The organism is Bacteroides intestinalis, from assembly GCF_003464595.1.
GTDB lineage: Bacteria > Bacteroidota > Bacteroidia > Bacteroidales > Bacteroidaceae > Bacteroides > Bacteroides intestinalis_A.
The window spans coordinates 12860-31731 of the sequence record NZ_QRZF01000034.1; the positions used below are offsets into that span (position 1 = coordinate 12860).

General features: G+C 43.3%; 17 protein-coding genes and 1 pseudogene. 2 read left to right on the plus strand and 16 right to left on the minus strand.

What is annotated here, in order from left to right:
- Positions 1-6: 6 nt before the first annotated feature.
- From DWW10_RS24770 to DWW10_RS24805, 8 genes are all read right to left on the minus strand, one after another.
- Positions 7-876, minus strand: coding sequence for a M23 family metallopeptidase (locus DWW10_RS24770; protein WP_007210077.1), 870 nt, complete (start codon positions 874-876; stop codon positions 7-9).
- 201 nt (positions 877-1077) lie between these two features.
- Positions 1078-3174: an ATP-dependent DNA helicase RecG gene (gene recG / locus DWW10_RS24775; protein ID WP_118421181.1), complete on the minus strand. Its 2097-nt coding sequence runs from the start codon at positions 3172-3174 to the stop codon at positions 1078-1080.
- Positions 3162-3833: a 2-C-methyl-D-erythritol 4-phosphate cytidylyltransferase gene (locus DWW10_RS24780; protein WP_118421180.1), complete on the minus strand. Its 672-nt coding sequence runs from the start codon at positions 3831-3833 to the stop codon at positions 3162-3164. Before DWW10_RS24780 ends, recG begins: the two co-directional genes overlap by 13 nt.
- A 23-nt stretch (positions 3834-3856) precedes the next feature.
- A complete protein-coding gene (locus DWW10_RS24785) occupies positions 3857-4405 on the minus strand; it encodes a DJ-1 family glyoxalase III (RefSeq protein ID WP_007210074.1) in 549 nt (182 codons plus the stop codon).
- 14 nt (positions 4406-4419) lie between these two features.
- The gene (locus DWW10_RS24790) at positions 4420-5250 is read right to left on the minus strand and encodes a TonB family protein (RefSeq protein WP_044532283.1); all 831 of its coding nucleotides are present in this window, start codon (positions 5248-5250) and stop codon (positions 4420-4422) included.
- Positions 5251-5300: 50 nt separating this feature from the next.
- Complete coding sequence (locus tag DWW10_RS24795) at positions 5301-5675, minus strand: ExbD/TolR family protein (RefSeq protein ID WP_007210072.1); 375 nt, start codon at positions 5673-5675, stop codon at positions 5301-5303.
- Positions 5676-5757: 82 nt separating this feature from the next.
- Positions 5758-6474, minus strand: coding sequence for a MotA/TolQ/ExbB proton channel family protein (locus DWW10_RS24800; RefSeq protein WP_022391859.1), 717 nt, complete (start codon positions 6472-6474; stop codon positions 5758-5760).
- Positions 6474-7187: a pyridoxine 5'-phosphate synthase gene (locus tag DWW10_RS24805; protein ID WP_118221414.1), complete on the minus strand. Its 714-nt coding sequence runs from the start codon at positions 7185-7187 to the stop codon at positions 6474-6476. The genes DWW10_RS24800 and DWW10_RS24805 overlap by 1 nt, the downstream gene beginning before the upstream one ends.
- Positions 7188-7291: 104 nt before the next feature.
- On the opposite strand from DWW10_RS24805, the gene DWW10_RS24810 reads away from it, so the two are divergent.
- Positions 7292-8161: an NAD kinase gene (locus DWW10_RS24810; RefSeq protein WP_022391861.1), complete on the plus strand. Its 870-nt coding sequence runs from the start codon at positions 7292-7294 to the stop codon at positions 8159-8161.
- 107 nt (positions 8162-8268) lie between these two features.
- Here the strand turns inward: DWW10_RS24810 and mdh are convergent, their stop codons facing one another.
- The 7 genes from mdh to DWW10_RS26570 form a co-directional block, all read right to left on the minus strand.
- Entirely contained in the window at positions 8269-9210 is a 942-nt protein-coding gene (mdh, locus tag DWW10_RS24815) for a malate dehydrogenase (RefSeq protein ID WP_022391862.1), read from the minus strand.
- A 101-nt stretch (positions 9211-9311) separates the two neighbouring features.
- Positions 9312-9764 (minus strand): hypothetical protein, encoded by a 453-nt coding sequence (locus DWW10_RS24820; RefSeq protein WP_118421179.1) that lies wholly within the window; start codon positions 9762-9764, stop codon positions 9312-9314.
- Entirely contained in the window at positions 9752-10615 is an 864-nt protein-coding gene (locus DWW10_RS24825) for a phosphoenolpyruvate carboxykinase (ATP) (RefSeq protein ID WP_118487391.1), read from the minus strand. The genes DWW10_RS24820 and DWW10_RS24825 overlap by 13 nt, the downstream gene beginning before the upstream one ends.
- 5 nt (positions 10616-10620) lie before the next feature.
- Complete coding sequence (locus tag DWW10_RS24830; RefSeq protein ID WP_118487393.1) at positions 10621-12276, minus strand: ABC transporter ATP-binding protein; 1656 nt, start codon at positions 12274-12276, stop codon at positions 10621-10623.
- Positions 12269-13450 (minus strand): GumC domain-containing protein, encoded by a 1182-nt coding sequence (locus tag DWW10_RS24835; protein ID WP_182021537.1) that lies wholly within the window; start codon positions 13448-13450, stop codon positions 12269-12271. Before DWW10_RS24835 ends, DWW10_RS24830 begins: the two co-directional genes overlap by 8 nt.
- Before the next feature lie 127 nt (positions 13451-13577).
- Positions 13578-16208 carry an autotransporter outer membrane beta-barrel domain-containing protein gene (locus tag DWW10_RS24840; RefSeq protein ID WP_147350491.1) on the minus strand — a complete coding sequence of 877 codons (2631 nt, stop codon included), beginning with the start codon at positions 16206-16208 and terminating at the stop codon, positions 13578-13580.
- A gap of 57 nt (positions 16209-16265) precedes the next feature.
- Positions 16266-16397: a hypothetical protein gene (locus DWW10_RS26570; RefSeq protein ID WP_259320536.1), complete on the minus strand. Its 132-nt coding sequence runs from the start codon at positions 16395-16397 to the stop codon at positions 16266-16268.
- Positions 16398-17063: 666 nt separating this feature from the next.
- Here DWW10_RS26570 and DWW10_RS24845 point away from each other — a divergent pair.
- Positions 17064-18155 (plus strand): Fic family protein, encoded by a 1092-nt coding sequence (locus DWW10_RS24845; RefSeq protein ID WP_118422432.1) that lies wholly within the window; start codon positions 17064-17066, stop codon positions 18153-18155.
- A gap of 96 nt (positions 18156-18251) precedes the next feature.
- Here DWW10_RS24845 and DWW10_RS24850 read toward each other — a convergent pair.
- Positions 18252-18872, minus strand: a pseudogene (locus DWW10_RS24850) (hypothetical protein); the annotation flags it as partial.

The following is an 18872-nucleotide window of genomic DNA, read 5'->3' on the forward strand; positions in this document are numbered from 1 at the left end:
GATATCTTACGAACAACGTAATACCTGTCCCGGACGTAAGATTGTTTTCCGTGTAATGCGATTCAACTGACAGAGCTTGTCAATAGATACTCCCTGACGGGATGCAATCTTAGACAATGTATCGCCACTCTTCACTTTATAGAACAAACCTTCACCGGAAGCCATGCTGCGAGCAGTTCCTTTTGAAGTCTTGGTCTTAGTAAAAGTATAATGATCAGCAACAACGTCTTGCTTTTCAAAGTCAAACATTAAAGCGGGGTCGATAGGAATTCCCAGGAAACGGGTTTCAAAGTGAAGATGCGAACCGGTAGAACGTCCCGTATTGCCACCTAAAGCGATAGGTTCTCCGGCTTTAACCAATTGATTAATTTCCACGATCTGTTTGGACAAGTGTCCGTAAACAGTTTCCAGTCCATTGTCATGACGAATAACGATATACTTACCATAGCCACGGCGTCCCTGATTCTTTACTACGCGTACTTTACCATCGAAAGCAGCTCGAATCGTATCACCGATGAATACTTTAACATCCAAGCCATAGTGCATTCTGCGTCTTCTGGGACGATAGCCAAATACATCGGTAATCTTCGTATGCGTGGTAGGCATACAGAAACCTGTCAGGTCCACTTTATAGCTTTCAGGAACGATAGCATCGCCATAAGCTTGTACATACTCATTGTTCCAAGTCGGATATAGACTTAGACCTGGATAAGCAGATTGTTCAGCACGTATCTGTTTCTGTAAAGCCAACGAGTCAACGCTCTTTAGTTTCCTGTCGATGGGGGCTTGTCGGGCAATCAAATCCTGAGAAAAAGAATTCAGGCTGACCATTGCCGTCGCAGCTATTAGGATCGTTTTAATGCAATTGAAATTCATTCCGTTTCGTCATTCTTTTAAAAAATTCTCCCAAAGGTAGTATTTCTTCTCTAAATGAAAAGGCTGTTCTTAACTATTTTTTCGGTAAGGGACTAAAAGGTACATATCAAATCACCTCCTAACTCCCTGTATATCGGCAAGATAAGGACTTATATGTTTTACAACATAAAAATGCAAATAAAGTGTATGTTTAACCGTTATTCAACTAATGGAAGCCCAGTTAACGTTAGTTTTCCGAAGTGCCTTTAGCTGGCGCCACAGGATTTCATTCTCCGGACGAATACCGGTAGGATCAGCATCCACCACTTCTTCAGCAACATTGCGCACATATTGCAGTAGCTGTCCGTCACGTGCTATATCGGCAATTTTCAGGTCGAAGGCAATACCACTTTGCTGTGTGCCTTCCAAATCACCGGGACCTCGTAGCTTCAGATCGGCTTCAGCTATTTCAAAGCCGTCATTTGTCCGTACCATAATTTCCAGGCGCTTGCGGGTTTCCTCGACCAACTTATATCCGGTCACTAAAATACAATAAGACTGTTCTGCTCCACGACCTACACGACCACGCAACTGATGGAGCTGTGACAAACCGAAGCGCTCTGCATTCTCAATAATCATCACGGAAGCATTCGGTACATTTACGCCTACCTCAATCACAGTAGTCGCTACCATTATCTGTGCTTCGCCCGAAACAAAAAGCTGCATCTGCGCATCCTTCTCAGCCGCTTTCATCTTGCCATGTACTTTGCAGACTTTACAATCCGGAAATTCCTCACAAATATGAAGGTAGCCTTCTTCCAGGTTCTTCAAGTCGATTTTCTCACTTTCCTTAATCAAAGGATATACAATATATACCTGTCTGCCCTCTGCAATCTGCCTATGGACGGATTGGTACAAGCTTACACGGTGCGCATCATATTTATGAATGGTCACAATAGGTTTACGTCCCGGCGGCAGTTCATCAATGACGGAAACATCGAGATCACCGTATAATGTCATGGCCAGCGTACGCGGAATAGGGGTAGCTGTCATGACTAGCACATGGGGGGGCTGTGCATTCTTAGTCCATAAACGTGCGCGTTGTGCCACACCGAAACGGTGCTGTTCATCTATCACGACCAGCCCCAGTGAAGAGAAATTCACGGTATCCTCTATCACGGCATGCGTACCGATCAGTATTCGTACATCTCCTGTCAACAGACCGGTGAGAATGGCTTCCCGCTTTTTTCCTTTCACAGAACCGGTTAGCAATTCCACACGTATATCCATTCCGTACAACAACTCGCGGATTGTTTCAAAATGCTGGTTAGCCAGAATCTCGGTAGGCGCCATCATACAAGCCTGGTAACCGTTATCCAACGCTATCAGCATACTCATCAGTGCCACCAACGTTTTTCCACTACCTACATCCCCTTGCAACAGACGGTTCATTTGCTTACCGCTCCCCACATCCCGGCGTATTTCTTTCAGTACACGCTTCTGGGCACCTGTCAGTTCGAAAGGCAGATTCTTGGCATAGAAAGTATTGAATATCTCTCCTACCGTTTCAAATACATATCCACGGTATTTCCGTTGCCTGTCTTTGGCATAGCGGAGAATATTCAACTGTACATAAAAAAGTTCTTCAAACTTCAAGCGATATTGCGCTTTACGAAGCAATTCCGGATTTGCCGGAAAATGAATATTCACCAAAGCTTCCGTCAGTGGCATCAAATGATGTTTTGTTAATATAGCAGGAGAAAGCGTTTCGGGCAGCGGTTCGCGGAGTTGCTGCACTACGGCGCTCATCATCTTCTCAATTGCATGAGAATTGAGGGAACTCCGTTTCATTTTCTCCGTTGTATTATAATAAGGTTGCAATCCCATTGTCGAGAGCTTCAGTTCCGAAGCATTATCGATATCCGGATGAGCAATATTGATCCGTCCGTTGAAGACGCTGGGTTTACCAAATACAATATATTCCTGATGTACCTTATACTTACCGACGAGAAATTTAATTCCCTGAAACCAGACTAAATCCACAATCCCCGTACCATCCGAGAAATGGGCAATCAGACGGCGCTGCCTACCTTCTCCAATCGTCTCAAAGCCCAGGATTTCGCCTTTCAACTGGATATAAGGCATCGTACCGTCTATCTCATGGATATAATAGATACGGCTACGGTCTACATATTTATAGGGGAAATAATACAATAAGTCGTGAAGGGAATAGATATTCAATTCCTTATTGAGCACTGAGGCGCGTTGCGGCCCTACACCCGACAGGTATTTTATGTCACGAGAAGCTAAATCAAACATGAATCCAACAAAGCAGCGGCTATTTTCAAATCAAAGGGAGTCGTAATTTTAATGTTTTCCCGATTACCTACCGCGAGGTATACAGATACTCCCATCGCTTCCACTACCGAAGCGTCGTCCGTAAAGAAAGAAGTATAAGGTTGTTCATAGGCCTGTTTCAGTAAATCGGCATCAAACACCTGGGGGGTCTGTACCAATTTATACTCATCCCGGCTGACGGTCACACTTTCTTCTCCTTTAAGATGGCGTACAGTCTCCACCACATCTATCACGGGAATCACCGCCTTTTTTTCGGCAGCCAATTCATAACAACGGGCTATGACTTCCCGGGAAACAAACGGGCGTACCCCATCATGGACACCAACCAATCCCGGAGTGGTTACGTGAGCCAATCCGTTCTTTACCGAATGGAAGCGGGTTTCACCTCCGTCCGCCACTGTATGCGGCAAAGAAAAAGAATGCTCCGCACATAGCTCTGTCCAATAAGACTGCTGGCTATGCGGGAGCACTAATATTATATGTATCTCCGGATTGTAGGCATAAAAGGCTTCCAAAGTACGCATCAAAACAGGTTTTCCACCTATAGGCAGAAACTGTTTGGGAAGTTCGCCTCCCATGCGCAACCCTTTACCACCGGCAACTATCAGAGCATACTCCATCAATTAAAAATTAAAAATGAAAGTTAGATGACGCACATTGCCTCTTTCAATTCCTGTACCTTCTCTTTTCCGAGCATCATATCTACAACCGTCAGAGCGAATTCCATCGCAGCACCCGGTCCTTTTCCGGTAATGATGTTACCGTCTCTTTCCACCGGAGCACCTGTACATTCAGCACCTTCCAGGTATTGCTCGAAGCCGGGATAGCAAGTTGCCTTGCGGCCTTTCAGCAAGCCAAGCTTACCCAATATCATAGGAGCGGCACAAATGGCAGCAATCGGTTTATTCTTTTCAGCAAAATCCAAGACCAGTTTCCGAAGTTCCGGGCACTTCTCCAAAGTAGCAGCTCCGGGCATTCCACCGGGTAAAAGAACTAAATCTGCGTCATAGAAATCACAGTTCACTACATTCTTATCGCAAAGCACCGGTACATCATGTGCACCTGTTACTATCTCATCGGGAGTCACCGTTATCATTTCCACGTTCAGCCCTGCACGTCTCATTACATCCACAGAGGTGAAAGCTTCCACTTCTTCAAATCCGTCTGCAAAAAAAACATAAACTGTACCCATAATTGTTCTCCTTATTATTTTAGTTTAAAGTAATATGTTATCGTTCCTGTCTGGTTATTCAAACCGCTTACAGCATTGAAACGCGCTTTCTTAGCAGCATCTTCAGCTGCCTTCCGCAAGGCAGAATTTATGGTATTGGTCTTCCGGTCAATACTGGTAGCAATAACATGTCCTGCCGGATTTACAGTAATAGAAACCACCACAATCCCTTCATCCTGCACATTATATGCCGGACGCGGCAAACCACCTTGTCCTATAGAACGTCCGCCGAGGTCAAAAGTTCCATAACCTCCCGTTCCGCTCGACGCACCTTCCGGCGCATTTCCGGTGGGACTTCCTTGGATACCTGTTCCCTCAGTCGTACCTTTGCTTCCCATTTGTGCTCCTTTTCCGAAGGCACCTGCCACCCTCTTACGGGCAGCCTCTTCCGCCTCCCTGCGTTCCCGCTCGGCTTTAGCTTCTGCCAACTTCCGGGCTTCTTCCGCTTTCTCGGCTTCCGTCTTCTCCGGTTTTTCCGGCTTCTTCTTTACTTCTTCCTTTTTTTTAGGTTCTGCTTTGGGCTTGATAACAACGGTTTCTTCATCCTCCTGGGTAAGCATCTCCTGTTCTACCGTCTCCTGCACTTTAGGGGCAACGGTTTCAGGCATCACATCCACTTTCACCAGGGAGGGATCAGCACTTCCAAATGCATTGGGCACTTCACCCAGCATTACCGGCATACCGTCTTCATCCTGCTGCTCCGGCAAAACGAAGCCAACCAGTATCAACAGGAGAATGAACGCTACATGTACCAGCAGCGCACCTACCATTCCTATATATTTGCCTTTCTTCTTCGGATCCACCATTGCCATTTACTATTTAACCATTTACAATGTACAATTTACCCATCGTACATTTATTTCCCTTCAGGCGGGCGTGTAGCCAGCACCATCTTGAACTTATTCTCATTGGCAATATTCAGCACTTTCACGATTTCCCGGTAAGGCACAGCTTCATCAGCATAAAGCGCCACATACATTTCCGGTTCTTTCGCAGCGCACGATTGCAGGAAAGGAGTCAATTCTTCCAAAGAAATCGCCTGCTCCTTATCATTTCCAAACGCCGCGTAAAAATTCAGATCCTTATCTATAATCACTCGCGTCAAGGGCTTAGCCGACGTCTGCTGTTTTCCCTGCGGAAGCAACACTTTAATAGCGTTCGGCGAAACAACCGTAGACGTGATCATAAAAAAGATCAGCAACAGGAAGATGACGTCCGTCATGGATGCCATACTGAAATTGGGCGATATTTTAGCTCTACGTTGTAGCACGCTTAGTTCAATTATTAATTATTAATTACTAATTATTAATTATTTAGGAAGCGGGTTCATTCAAGAGGTCCATGAATGCCATGGTTTTAGCCTCCATCTTATTCACCACGCCGTCTACCAGAGTCACGAGATAGTTATAGGCAAACATTGCAATAATACCCACGATCAAACCACCTACCGTAGTGATCATAGCCTCGTAGATACCGCCCGAAAGCAATGTGATATCGATGTTGTTACCTGCATTGGCCATTTCGTAGAAAGCACGCACCATACCGGTCACCGTACCAAGGAAACCAATCATCGGCGCACCTCCGGAGATGGTTGCCATAATCGTCAATCCTTTTTCCAGTTTCGCTACCTCAATGTTTCCCACATTCTCAATCGCAGCCTGCACATCATTCACCGGACGTCCCAAACGGCTGATACCTTTCTCAATCATACGGGCAGCCGGAGTATTTACGCTGCGGCAATAAGCTATGGCGGCTTTTATTTCTCCATCCAGGATATAATCCTTTATCTTATCCATGAACATCGGATCCTCTTTGCCGGCTTTCCTAATCACATAGTTGCGTTCGAACAAGATGTAGAAACAAAGGATGGACAGCAATCCAAGAACGATCATAATCCAACCACCCTTGACAGCCATGCTCCATAAGTTCATCTCTTCAGGACCAGCTACCGGAGTTAATACCGGATTGGCGCCCGCAATAGAATCGGTCAGCGCCGGAGCCACTTGGGCTAATAACAACATTGCATTCATCAACGAAGACAGTTTTTATATTCCTGAATGGTACGTTCCAATCCCAGATACAGAGCATCGCTTATCAGCGAGTGTCCGATAGAGACTTCATCCATCCATGGAATGTTTTGATATAAATAATTCAGATTCACCAAACTCAGGTCATGTCCGGCATTCAGACCCAGCCCCAGACTACGTGCCACTTTAGCGGCCTCTACAAAAGGAGCAACGGCAGCTTCCTTATTCTGCGGATAAGCGGTCGCATAGGGTTCGGTATAGAGTTCCACCCGGTCGGCACCAGCTTTGGCAGCATACTCTATCATCTCCGCATCCGCCGATACAAATACAGAAGTACGGATGCCTGCATCATTAAATGTTTCGAGTACTTCGGTCAGAAATTTCAGATTCTGCTTGGTATCCCAGCCTGCATTAGAAGTCAGCTGAGTCGGACTATCCGGAACCAGAGTCACCTGATGCGGCTTCACTTTCAATACCAGATCAATAAATTCGGGGGCGGGATATCCTTCGATATTAAATTCAGTACGAAGCAACGGGCGAAGATCATACACATCCCTCTGGCGTATATGACGTTCATCAGGGCGTGGATGTACGGTAATTCCTTCCGCACCAAAGCTTTCACAATCCAGTGCTACTTTCACCACATTAGGGACATCCCCTCCACGCGCATTACGCAACGTCGCAATCTTGTTTATGTTTACACTTAATCTAGTCATAATTCGGATCATAGTTTGCCGCAAATGTACAAATAATAGCGATACATTGGCAGCGTTCTGAGAAAAAAACACCATATTTGCATTTCATTAAGAAAGTACAGACGATGAAATTTGCCATATTTGGAAATACTTACCAAGCAAAAAAATCAACACATGCGGAAACTTTATTCCGCTTGTTGGAGCGGCGTAATGCCCAGCTTTGCATTTGCAGGGAGTTCTATAACTTCCTGACTTCCGACCTGCACATGACTATCGCTTCCGCCGAACTCTTCGACGGAGACGATTTTACAGCAGATATGGTCATCAGTATCGGGGGCGACGGTACGTTCCTGAAAGCAGCCAGCCGGGTAGGCAAAAAGAATATTCCCATTCTGGGTATCAATACCGGCCGCCTCGGTTTCCTGGCAGACATTTCTCCGGAAGAGATGGAAGAGACTTTCGATGAGATTTATAATAACCACTACAAGGTGGAAGAACGTAGCGTGTTGCAATTACATTGTGATGACAAAAAATTGATGGAATCGCCTTATGCACTCAATGAAATTGCTGTATTGAAACGTGATAGTTCTTCAATGATCAGCATTCATACTGCTATCAACGGTGCCCATCTCACCACTTATCAGGCTGACGGATTAGTGGTATCCACCCCTACCGGTTCCACGGCTTATTCGCTGAGTGTCGGTGGTCCGGTTATCGTGCCCCATAGCAAAACGATTGCTATCACTCCGGTGGCTCCGCATAGTCTGAATGTCCGACCTATCGTTATTTGTGATGATTGGAAAATCACTCTTGACGTAGAAAGCCGCAGCCACAGTTTCCTGGTTGCCATCGACGGTCGTAGTGAATCCTGCAAAGAAACAACCCGTCTGCGAATCTCACGGGCTGATTACAGCATTAAGGTAATCAAGCGCTTCAATCATGTGTTCTTTGATACGCTTCGCAATAAATTGATGTGGGGGGCGGATGTAAGATAAATATCATTATCAGACTACTTCTGAGATTGAATATATAGCAAAATTAAGGGGTTGATTCTTGATGGAATCAACCCCTATTAATTTATTTATGAAAAAGGTTTTCCCAATTAGAGAGCACCTACTTCTTTCAATGCAGCGTTAGTTCCGTGAACAGCCTTAGCGCTGGCAGCAAATTTTTCTTTTTCGTCAGCAGTCAGTTCCAATGCAACGATTTTTTCAATACCGTTTTTGCCCAAGATAACGGGAACACCGATACAAAGATCAGATTCACCATATTCACCTTCCAGCAATACAGAGCAAGGAATCATCTTCTTCTGGTTGTGGATAATAGACTCAACTACATAAGCTCCTGCTGCACCCGGTGCATACCATGCAGAAGTACCCAGCAACTTAGTCAGAGTTGCACCACCTACCATAGTAGAAGCAACAACTTCGTTCAATTTTTCTTCGCTCAACAGAGTGCTAACCGGCTGTCCTTTGTATGTAGCCAAGCGAGCCAAAGGAATCATAGTTGTATCACCATGACCACCGATTACCATACCTTCTACTTCGTTTGCATTGCAACCCAAAGCCTGAGACAGGAAGTATTTGAAACGAGAGCTATCCAAAGCACCCCCCATACCGATAACACGGTTCTTAGGAAGACCCAGAGATTTCAATGCCAGATAAGTCATTGTATCCATCGGATTAGAAATAACTACAAGGATAGCGTTGGGAGAATATTTCAATGCATTTTCAGCAACTGTTTTCACGATACCGGCATTTACACCGATCAACTCTTCACGAGTCATACCCGGCTTACGGGGAATACCTGATGTAATAACGATAACGTCAGAATTTGCAGTCTTCTCATAGTCATTGGTACAGCCTACAATGGTGGTATCAAAACCCAACAATTGAGCAGTCTGCATCATATCCATTGCCTTACCTTCTGAAACGCCTTCTTTAACATCCAGCATTACCACTTCGTCAGCCACTTCATTAAAGGCCAACACATTAGCGCATGTAGCACCTACGTTACCTGCACCTACTACGGTTACTTTTGACATAATCTTCAATTTTTTGTTTATATGTGTAATAAAGTTGCGACAAAAGTACAACGACATTCGTAATTAAGGAAATTTTTCCGTAATAATTTTAGTTAAATACTCTATCCGATGTGCAACATCTTAAAGGCAGGCAACAACCAACGACGTAAAAAACGTAGCCGATACCACCATTCCGCTTTCTTCAACCAGCGTGTATCCCGGCAATCCTGCACTGTTCCGTCAGGGCGATAGATCGTTCTCAATATTCCGATAATATCCTCCCGCTTCACCCGTTCTATACGAAACACATTTCCATCTCCCAGCATCAGATACTCATCCTTTTCACGCCCTATATACCGGTGAATCATATACCGCCCTTCCCATTGATAGAAAGGGCAGCACCAGGCAGGCAATTCACGCTCTGGAGGACAAGGAACCACTTCCACCTGGTCTACTCCTCCCCTGATAAAAGGATACATGCTTTGCCCGTCAATCAGAAGTCTCACCGTTTGCCCTTGTTTTAAAGCCTCAGCCACTCCGGCAAAAAAGTCATTGGATACCGTTATTTTTCGCATGCTCCGAAAATAGTTTCACAAGAAAGACGAGCCGCCGCCGCATCAGGAAGACAAGACAGATGATAAACCGGCACGTTCGAAAGTAAGTTACTCAAAGTCCCACTGATAGAGTCATACAATGCATCATCATAGGCAAAACAAGGAGGACATGAAGGGTGTAAAGCTCCATAGCCCTGAGCTGTATTTAGCCGTTCTATTTTATTAAATGGAGCTTGCGATAACCGTACACAAGCTGCTAACGGATAACTCTCATTTTTGTAACAAGGTGTCTTTCCACTCCATGGGCTACCATATACCCATGGTTTTCCGTCTATAATACGAAGGATAGGACTATCATCGTTCAGCAGAACAGCCCCCTCTATGTTTTCGCGCCACAAACGGGTGTGCGTACTTTTCCCTGTACCACTCTCTCCCAGAAAGAGCACAGCTTTACCTTGATAGCAAATGGTACTGGTATGAATAGCCACCGTTCCGAGAGGAGCAGCAGCCACTCCATACGCAATCCAGCAGGCAAAGCGTAGTAATATAGGAGCAAAGTTGCCCGTAAAATAAGCAATACGGGCATCTTGTATCATCCACATACTCAATGGTTCAGCATCCGGGAAGGTCATATCAAAAACATACCCGTCGGTATAACGTCCAAAACGGCTGACAATGCCGTCTATTTCACTACGATAGTACACTTGTTCAAACACCGGCACCTGGTTGGGAGTTGCTATAAACCGACAAAGCGGCTCACCGCCGGATTTAGTTTTAAATACCGGGAAACCAGGCAGTGCTTCTATCGCTTGTATCAACTTACCTCCTTCTACCCGGATACGATGCCCTGCAATTAAATAATCCTGTATCATCTTCTTTATTTTTCTTTAGTATATATATTTCCACTATCCAGATCGAATATCCGGTCGCAAAAAGCCAGTGAACTTTCTCGATGAGCTATGACAATCAATGTCAGTTCCCGGTGTTGTCGTGAAAGTATTTCCAAAGCATGATTAATTTCCTGTTCCGTTTTGTTATCCAGAGCAGAAGTGGCTTCATCAAAGAACAGTACTTCAGCTTCTTTGTAGAGTGCCCGTGCAATGCCGATTCGTTGTTTCTGCCCGCCGGACAACCGACTGCCGTATTCGCCCAGTGGTGTATCCAATCCTTGTGGTAATTCATCCACCCATTCTTTGAGTTGTACTTGTTCCAAAACCTGTATCATTTTCGTCCGGTCAACCTTTGGTTGTCCCAGTGCTATATTGTCAGCAAGCGTCCCTTCTATGATAAATATCTCCTGCGGCACATACCCTACCAGTTTGTGCCACTCGCTTCGGTTGGCAGAAGTCAGCTTCTTCCCATCGATAAGTATCCCGCCGGATGTAGGTGGGAGGAACCCAAGCATCAGATTAAAAAGAGTCGATTTTCCTGAACCACTTGCTCCGCGCACACCGATACGTTCACCACGACCGACAACCAGATCTAAGCCACCGAAAAGAGTATGTCCATCGGGAAATGCGAATTCCAGCCCATGCAATTCGAGGGTATGTTTGAATTCAAAAGGAGGCTCACTTGGCAGATTTTCTTGTAATCCATTGTCCATAACGGCTATACCCTCTTTCACCACCGTTATAGTATGCGAAGCATTTTGAAGTGTTACCCAACTGTTCAATACAGCTCTCACCGCAGGGATTAGCCTGAAAGCTGCCACTGCAAACACACCGCTCACCAATCCCAGGTCACCACTTCCAGTGCCAATCAATAAAGCCAATCCGGCCACTACAGCTACTTCCGAGAGGAAAGACGGAAAAAGTTGGTACACTTCCATGCGCAGACGATTATGAACAATAACTTCCATTGCCTGATCGAAAGAAGCAAGCGAGGTATGGAAAGCCCGGGCTATCTCCAGTTCTGCATATCCACGGTAAGCTTCCACTACCGTACGGCTCTGCTTGCGACGTGCTTCCAATTCTTCCATGCCATAACGGCGCAGGCGTTTCCGTACCAAACCCACATACAGACCGGCCAGAGGTAGAAAAGACGCACAAAGCAAAAATCCGGCAAGCGGTTCCCAGATGACAAGCGCCGTCACCATCAGCAGCACCAGCACTGCCTCTCCCGCCATGCGAAAGACCGGAGCCAATACACATGAACTGAACATATAGCAAACATAGTTTACCTCATGTCCCAACTGCACACTGCTCTTCCCTTTCAGGAAAAGCAATCCGCGATGATAATAATTGGCAAACATCCGTCTACTGAATTCCCGATATATCTTCAACTGATAGCGACTTTGCACACGTGTCAGGAATACCACCAAGGTATTCTTCAGTAATACAAACAGTAATACGGCACCACACAATACCAGCATCATGCCCCGTCCGTCATCCTGTTTTACCACTACCAGTAATATCGGTATCAGTGCTGCCACCCCTGCAAAATCGAGGATGGCGCGTAACAATACCGAAAAGGCCACCCATATACCCCGCTTGCGTTGCCCCTCAGGTAACAATTGAATTATTTCTTTAATCATCAGCTACCATTTGATTATATCCGTCTTCCGACGTCTTTCTTTTTCTTCTTATGTCTCTTAAAAAGCCTTCCACAAAATCTTTCGCAAACAAAATCCAGCCTATGCTTCCTGAACCCGCCAAAAAGATACACCCTACAAGGATTACCATTTTTCGAGGCTTCGAGGGACTAAGTGGAACCTGTACCGGCTGGATCACTGCATATACGGGAATTTCCCTCTCGACCTTTGCCTTGGCGATTTGCACTTGCTGTTCCGTCTGATTGTAGGTAGCCTGAGCCAAGTCCATTTCATTTCGCAACTTCGCCCGCTCAGCGCGAGAAGTCAATTTCACCAGCCCTTGGTTAACATCCGCATACCGGGTATATCTTTTCTGTGCCTCATAATATTCTGTCTGTGCTTCCTTGCGAAGTTTTTCCGCATATTCCAACATCCGGCGTGCCTTGCTTGTCCTATATTCTGTTATGTATTCCTTCAGTCGTGCTCGCACGGTATCGGCCACCGTAGCTGCAACTAGCGGGTCTTGCATAGTAACAAATATAGTTATGGTTCTTTTCTTTTTGTCTACTCCGATATTGATTCTGGAAGAAATGGCCCCAGCCATACCTGCCTCTTCGCGAGTCAGGCGGAAAACATCTATCTTAGATTTTACCTTTGCCACTTCTGGCTTCTCACTGAACAGAGAAATAGTCCAGCCTATCAACTTAGATGGCGCCGATGTAATGACACTCCACCACGGTCTTCTCTGGCGTTCTTTCAGATATCGGGAAAGAGGCATTATGGTGCTGTCTTTCTGCTCATGTACTTTAATATCAAAAAGCTGAATAAGAAATGGTGTAGAATTGACAATGGAAGGATATAAGGATGGATAAATAGCATCCCGTTCAGTAGTTGTAGAAGAAGTCCCTATATCAATATCCGCCATATCAACCAGTGCACTTATACCTGAGGAAGAACTTCTGCGGGTACGTTCCGGAACAATAAGAGTACTTGCTGTATATTCCTTAGGAGTGCCGAGAAGTATAATCATCCCTATAGCAGCACCAATGCCACATGCTTTAAATAGCTGCTTTCTAAAGGTCCAGACTTTCCGGATTACTACCGGTGCAGTCCATGCCTGCTTCCAAGGATATTGCGTCATATTTTCTTTATTTGATGTACCACTATTTATTGGCATTGATTACATATTTTACAATTAAAGATGTCGCATATAAGGCAAACTAACAAAAAGAGCCGCAAGGCTTTTATGGCTCTGCGGCTCCCTTTTAACAGGTTACTTTTTCACTTTGGAAAGTGAATTAATCTTATACAAAACTGATAATGGAAGCATTACCCTTGAAAGTGCCGCTAGGCTTATTATTAGGTAAAGACACTTGACCGGCAGCAGTATTTCCGCTCAAAGAAGAAACGGTACCCCAGTTATTAAACGAAATTAGAGTCTTAATCCCGAATATTCCCGCTGTTGTAATGTCTTCAGTATCACCCTTAACATTCAATGTTGCACTTGCTACTGTAGCAGAACCCACATTTGCTGTAGCAAAGTACATTGCTGCACCAGCTTCTACATTCACAGTTCCCAAGATTTCAGCAGTTTTATCATTACCACTTGCTGCTGCATTAAATGAAACATCTTCACCAACAGCCAGAGTAGCACCTTCTTCCACAATTAAGTTTCCTTCAATTACAAGCGAACCTCCTGTAGAATTAGAGATAGACGAGGTACCTTCTACTACGACATCTTTACTTAAAGCTACTTTGATATCCAAAGTTGCACCTTTCAACGTCAATCCAGTAATAGTCATTTGAGAAGGAACTGCAATAACCTTAGTATCGTCAGCACCGGCAGAACCTTCTAAGCTCCATCCACTACCGTTCAGTGTGATGTTTGTAACGCCTACGCCTGCTGCATCTGCAGCCGCATACTCTCCTTTGTTATTCACGGATGTAGTTACTACAGCAGCTCCAGAGAATTGATAATTAGCAGTACCTCCAGATTGCGTTGTAGCAAATGTCTTCACATCTTTTACATCTACTGTACCGTTAGTGATAGTAGCAGAATTATTACTTTTACTATCTTTCTCTATAATAACTTTACCATTATCATTAGTTACATCCGCACTTAATGTACCAAAATTGTCAATAATACCATTTGCATTAACAATAGCAGCAGTAGCAGAAATAGTACCCTCAGCATTATTCTTAATAGTGCCAGTATTAGTGATAGCTGCGCTACCAGAGATAGTACCGTCATTTGTGATAGTGCCCTCATTTTCAGAAGCATAGTTGACTACCAATTCGCCCTTAACATTGATATCGCCGACTTTATTGTTTAAAGCAACAGTTTCAATCGTCAAAACTTTGTCTTTTGCAATATTGATAGTGCCTTTAATTTCTTCTCCATCGTCACCATTAGTAACGCCTCCAGACAAGCTTACACTCTTACTGGCTACATTCATTGTACCATTGTTTGCAATAGCTATCGTCTGATCTGCATTCACATTTAAAGTACCATTGTTCATAATACTTCCGAATGCAACAGCAGCATCCAAAGTTAAAGTAGCACCAGCTTTCACGCCTAATGTAATGTTACTTGCAGTAAATTTGGCTGCACTCTTTTCAGTCATAACATAGTCATTAGTAAGAGTCAAGGTCTTTGAACCTATAATATTCAAAGGAAATGCCGGTAAAGTAGAAACTTCAACATCAGCATTCAATTCGAATTCAACAGTCTCACCAATATATGCAATAGAATGGCTATTCACAAAATCTACAGCATGCGACCAATCATCAGCAGAAGCGATAGGGAAACTTTTAGGAAGAGTTACATTACCACTACCATCCGAGAAGTCCAAATCTGCAGCAATTCCCTGAATATTATCTTCTAAAGTTAAGTCTCTGCTACTAGGTTTATCAATATTTCTCGTATAAGTACCTTCACTAGTCTCCACTGTTAATGTCAATCCTCCATTATAAGTACCCTTCGGAGCCAAGAGATAAAGAACGGTAGGCTCTGTGGTAGACAATGATAAGTCACCATCTATACTTAAAGTAACGGGACCACTTTTCTCTTCAGCAGAAACTCCTGTTTGATCATAAATGGTAGAAATTGCAGCATTGCTAGCATTAAGAATCAAATCATTTACTTCTTCTTTGGCTGTGGTCATTTCGTCTTCCACAAGCATTCCGTCTGCTCCAGGAATTACTACGTTCGCTTTACCAGATCCTGCAATCACACCCAAGTTAGCATGTGCTTTCTTTACAAAACCTGCAGCAGATCCAGTTTTGGTATTCAATGTAATTTTTTCCAACTTAGGAGTCACCCCATCAGGGAAATTTTCAGAGTTGACAGTTACTCTCACCAAAGTATAGAGATTAACGAAGCTTAGATTCAAGTTATAAGTCTGAGCATCTACGAGACCTACCCCACTTGCGAGATTAACGATTGGAGCAATCATTTTCATCCGACTGACAGCTTGCTGAATGGCAGTCTTTGTGTCTTCTACTTTATAAGTCTGAGCAGGTACGCTTAAATCCAAATATCCACGATCAAGGATGTCAGTATATCCATAATAGAACAGATAATGTCCCTGAGAAATGGGTGATTTACCATTGAAGCTTGAAGTTTCTGCTGAAGTTAGTGCTGAAAACGCATAATTAGATGGCACTTTATGATCAGTATTAATAGTACCCAAAGTAGTACCATCAGCCACAGCAGCACCAATCATATCCACGTCTTTCTCCCAAACGAATTTATAGTTTTCATTAATACCCAGTCTAGTGTCTGCTGTCCAGACAGTCGGTTTCTTTACGTTAAGAGTTACATCGATCGTGCCACGGGCTTCCAAAGAGGGAACTTCGTTGACAAAATCTTCGTTAGAACAAGCTGCGAATGCCATCGGTATACATAACGCAGCTAAATAATGTTTCGTTCTCATTTCAATTTTAATTAATAGTTATACTTTCTTTCATTTTTTGCTCTATGGCTTTGTAAGTTACCAGTCCTCACCGTCTCCCTCACCTACACCACCAGCCGAAGAGCCGCTGCCTTCAAATCCTTTTTCCACAACAACTTCCAGAACTTCTATTTCCGGAGCTTCATACTTCATTTCCTTTTCTACTTTCATAACTACAAAATTTAATTGTTAATAATATCAATATGTTATTCTTATCATTCTATGATTGAATTCATCTCTGAAAAGCCCTATAGTTTCTCATATACATAGGTATAGCAAACCGCCTTTTCAGCCTGCAAAGTAAGAAACAAATTTCCTAAATATGCTCACATTGTATATCGCTGATTATCTGCATATTATCTATAAGATACTAACTAAAAAGCAAGAAAATAAGAATCTATCTAAAGCAGCGGAATATAATCTATAAATTTGATGCACAACAAATTAGGTAATCAACTATAAGTTGTAAGTTTAAGTAATATATGTATATTGACACTGTTTTTTAGCACCTTATTTTAATAAACAATATAATAGTAACCACTTCATTTTCAAATAAAAAAAGATTTGTAGAATCAGAAAATTCTTATCGTATAGAATAAAAATGACACCATTCTCAGACACCAGAGACAAGAAATAAATTTATAGCTAAATAGCTTTCCGAAGAATAACCTCCATTATATCTATGTCCCTATTTATATAATACTTCAACCCACCGATAAACAACTTTATTATATGTCCTCATTTTGCTATTCCGAACACTTCAGATACCACATTCTATAATTTAAATTATTAATAGCTCAATAGAAATTAGTACTTTTGTATTCTAATTATAAAGCTATGAGCAGATTAGAAGAGTTATATAACGAATGGATTTCTCTTCAGCCATTGAAGGAGGAAGACCAAATGCGATTGAACCAAAAATTCATGCTGGAATTTAATTATAATTCCAATCACATCGAAGGTAACACCCTTACTTATGGCCAAACAGAAATGTTATTAATGTTCGGTAAGGTAGTGGATGAGGCCAATATGAAGGACTTGGAGGAAATGAAAGCCCACAATGTCGGTCTAAAAATGATGCAAACAGAGGCTTTAGAAAAAGAATATCCACTGACGGAAACCTTTATTCGCCAACTCCACCGCACGCTTTTGCGGGAAGACTATACAGTCTATCGTCAGATGTCTGATGGTAGTACGACATCATACACAGTTCATGCCGGACAATATAAAACTCGTCCTAATTCTGTTATAACTGTAACAGGAGAACGGTTTGAATATGCCTCACCTGAAGAAACTCCGATTTTAATGAGTGATTTAATTCAATGGTATAATGAAGCAGAAAATCAAAATAAGTTATCTCCCGTTGAATTGGCAGCCGTTTTTCACTATCGTTATATCCGCATTCACCCATTTGAAGATGGTAATGGTCGCATCGCCCGGTTGATGGTTAACTATATCTTTTTAAGGCATAACTATCCGATGATTGTTGTTCGAAGCAAGACCAAGGATATTTATTTGAAAACGCTCAATAAGTGTGACCATTCTGTGGGCTCCATACCCACAGATGGAGCACATGCATCCCTTGCTCAGATCAAGCCATTCACCGAGTATATCGAGAAACTTGTTATTGATGAAATAACTAATAATATAAAGTTTATCAGTGAAAAAGCAGAAAGTGTATGGTGGTATAATGGAGCATTTGTAACCTTCAGAAGTGAGAATACAATTAAGCTTCTGAATTTAATGACAAATTCACCTGATATTACAGTTCGTGAAATTGCCGAAGCATTGAATATCAATAAATCTGCTGTTCAAAAGCAAATTAAGACATTGCAGAATAAGGAATATATAATACGTGTAGGTGGTAAAAAGGGCCATTGGCATGTAGCTATAGTTTGTACCACCCCAAAAGGTGGTACAAAGAAATAAGGTGGTACACTATCTATACTATTCGTGTCGTTCTGAAGGTAAGCAACAATCATTCGGAATATATTTTCATTCCCCAATATCAGGTATTCATTTCCTTCACGACCGATATAACGATGAACCATATACTGCCTTCCCATTGATAGAAAGAGCAGTACCAGGCAGGTCTCGGAAGAACAAGACCGTTTCACAAGAAAGACGAGCCGCCGCCGCATCAGGAAGACAAGACAAATGATAAACCGGTACGGTTGAAAGTAGTTTACTCAAAGTCCCACTGATAGAGTCATACAATGCATCATCATAGGCAAAACAAGGAGGGCATGAAGGGTGTAAAGCTCCATAGCCCTGAGCTACATTTAGCCGTTCTATTTTATTAAATGGAGCTTGCGACAATCGTACACAGGCTGCTAACGGATAACTCTCATTCTTGTAGCAAGGCGTCTTTCCACTCCATGGGCTACCATATACCCATGGTTTCCCGTCTATGATGCGAAGAATAGGACTGTCATCATTCAGCAGAACAGCCCCCTCTATGTTTTCGCGCCACAAACGGGTGTGCGTACTTTTCCCTGTACCACTCTCTCCCAGAAAGAGCACAGCTTTACCTTGATAGCAAATGGTACTGGTATGAATAGCCACCGTTCCGAGAGGAGCAGCAGCCACTCCATACGCAATCCAGCAGGCAAAGCGTAGTAATATAGGAGCAAAGTTGCCCGTAAA

Excerpts from the sequence above, each read along its gene's own strand:
- DWW10_RS24770 (WP_007210077.1), bottom strand. The coding sequence starts at position 876 with ATGAATTTCAATTGCATTAAAACGATCCTAATAGCTGCGACGGCAATG.
- recG (WP_118421181.1), bottom strand. The coding sequence starts at position 3,174 with ATGTTTGATTTAGCTTCTCGTGACATAAAATACCTGTCGGGTGTAGGG.
- DWW10_RS24780 (WP_118421180.1), bottom strand. The coding sequence starts at position 3,833 with ATGGAGTATGCTCTGATAGTTGCCGGTGGTAAAGGGTTGCGCATGGGA.
- DWW10_RS24785 (WP_007210074.1), bottom strand. The coding sequence starts at position 4,405 with ATGGGTACAGTTTATGTTTTTTTTGCAGACGGATTTGAAGAAGTGGAA.
- DWW10_RS24790 (WP_044532283.1), bottom strand. The coding sequence starts at position 5,250 with ATGGTGGATCCGAAGAAGAAAGGCAAATATATAGGAATGGTAGGTGCG.
- DWW10_RS24795 (WP_007210072.1), bottom strand. The coding sequence starts at position 5,675 with ATGGCATCCATGACGGACGTCATCTTCCTGTTGCTGATCTTTTTTATG.
- DWW10_RS24800 (WP_022391859.1), bottom strand. The coding sequence starts at position 6,474 with ATGAATGCAATGTTGTTATTAGCCCAAGTGGCTCCGGCGCTGACCGAT.
- DWW10_RS24805 (WP_118221414.1), bottom strand. The coding sequence starts at position 7,187 with ATGACTAGATTAAGTGTAAACATAAACAAGATTGCGACGTTGCGTAAT.
- DWW10_RS24810 (WP_022391861.1), top strand. The coding sequence starts at position 7,292 with ATGAAATTTGCCATATTTGGAAATACTTACCAAGCAAAAAAATCAACA.
- mdh (WP_022391862.1), bottom strand. The coding sequence starts at position 9,210 with ATGTCAAAAGTAACCGTAGTAGGTGCAGGTAACGTAGGTGCTACATGC.
- DWW10_RS24820 (WP_118421179.1), bottom strand. The coding sequence starts at position 9,764 with ATGCGAAAAATAACGGTATCCAATGACTTTTTTGCCGGAGTGGCTGAG.
- DWW10_RS24825 (WP_118487391.1), bottom strand. The coding sequence starts at position 10,615 with ATGATACAGGATTATTTAATTGCAGGGCATCGTATCCGGGTAGAAGGA.
- DWW10_RS24830 (WP_118487393.1), bottom strand. The coding sequence starts at position 12,276 with ATGATTAAAGAAATAATTCAATTGTTACCTGAGGGGCAACGCAAGCGG.
- DWW10_RS24835 (WP_182021537.1), bottom strand. The coding sequence starts at position 13,450 with ATGCCAATAAATAGTGGTACATCAAATAAAGAAAATATGACGCAATAT.
- DWW10_RS24840 (WP_147350491.1), bottom strand. The coding sequence starts at position 16,208 with ATGAGAACGAAACATTATTTAGCTGCGTTATGTATACCGATGGCATTC.
- DWW10_RS26570 (WP_259320536.1), bottom strand. The coding sequence starts at position 16,397 with ATGAAAGTAGAAAAGGAAATGAAGTATGAAGCTCCGGAAATAGAAGTT.
- DWW10_RS24845 (WP_118422432.1), top strand. The coding sequence starts at position 17,064 with ATGAGCAGATTAGAAGAGTTATATAACGAATGGATTTCTCTTCAGCCA.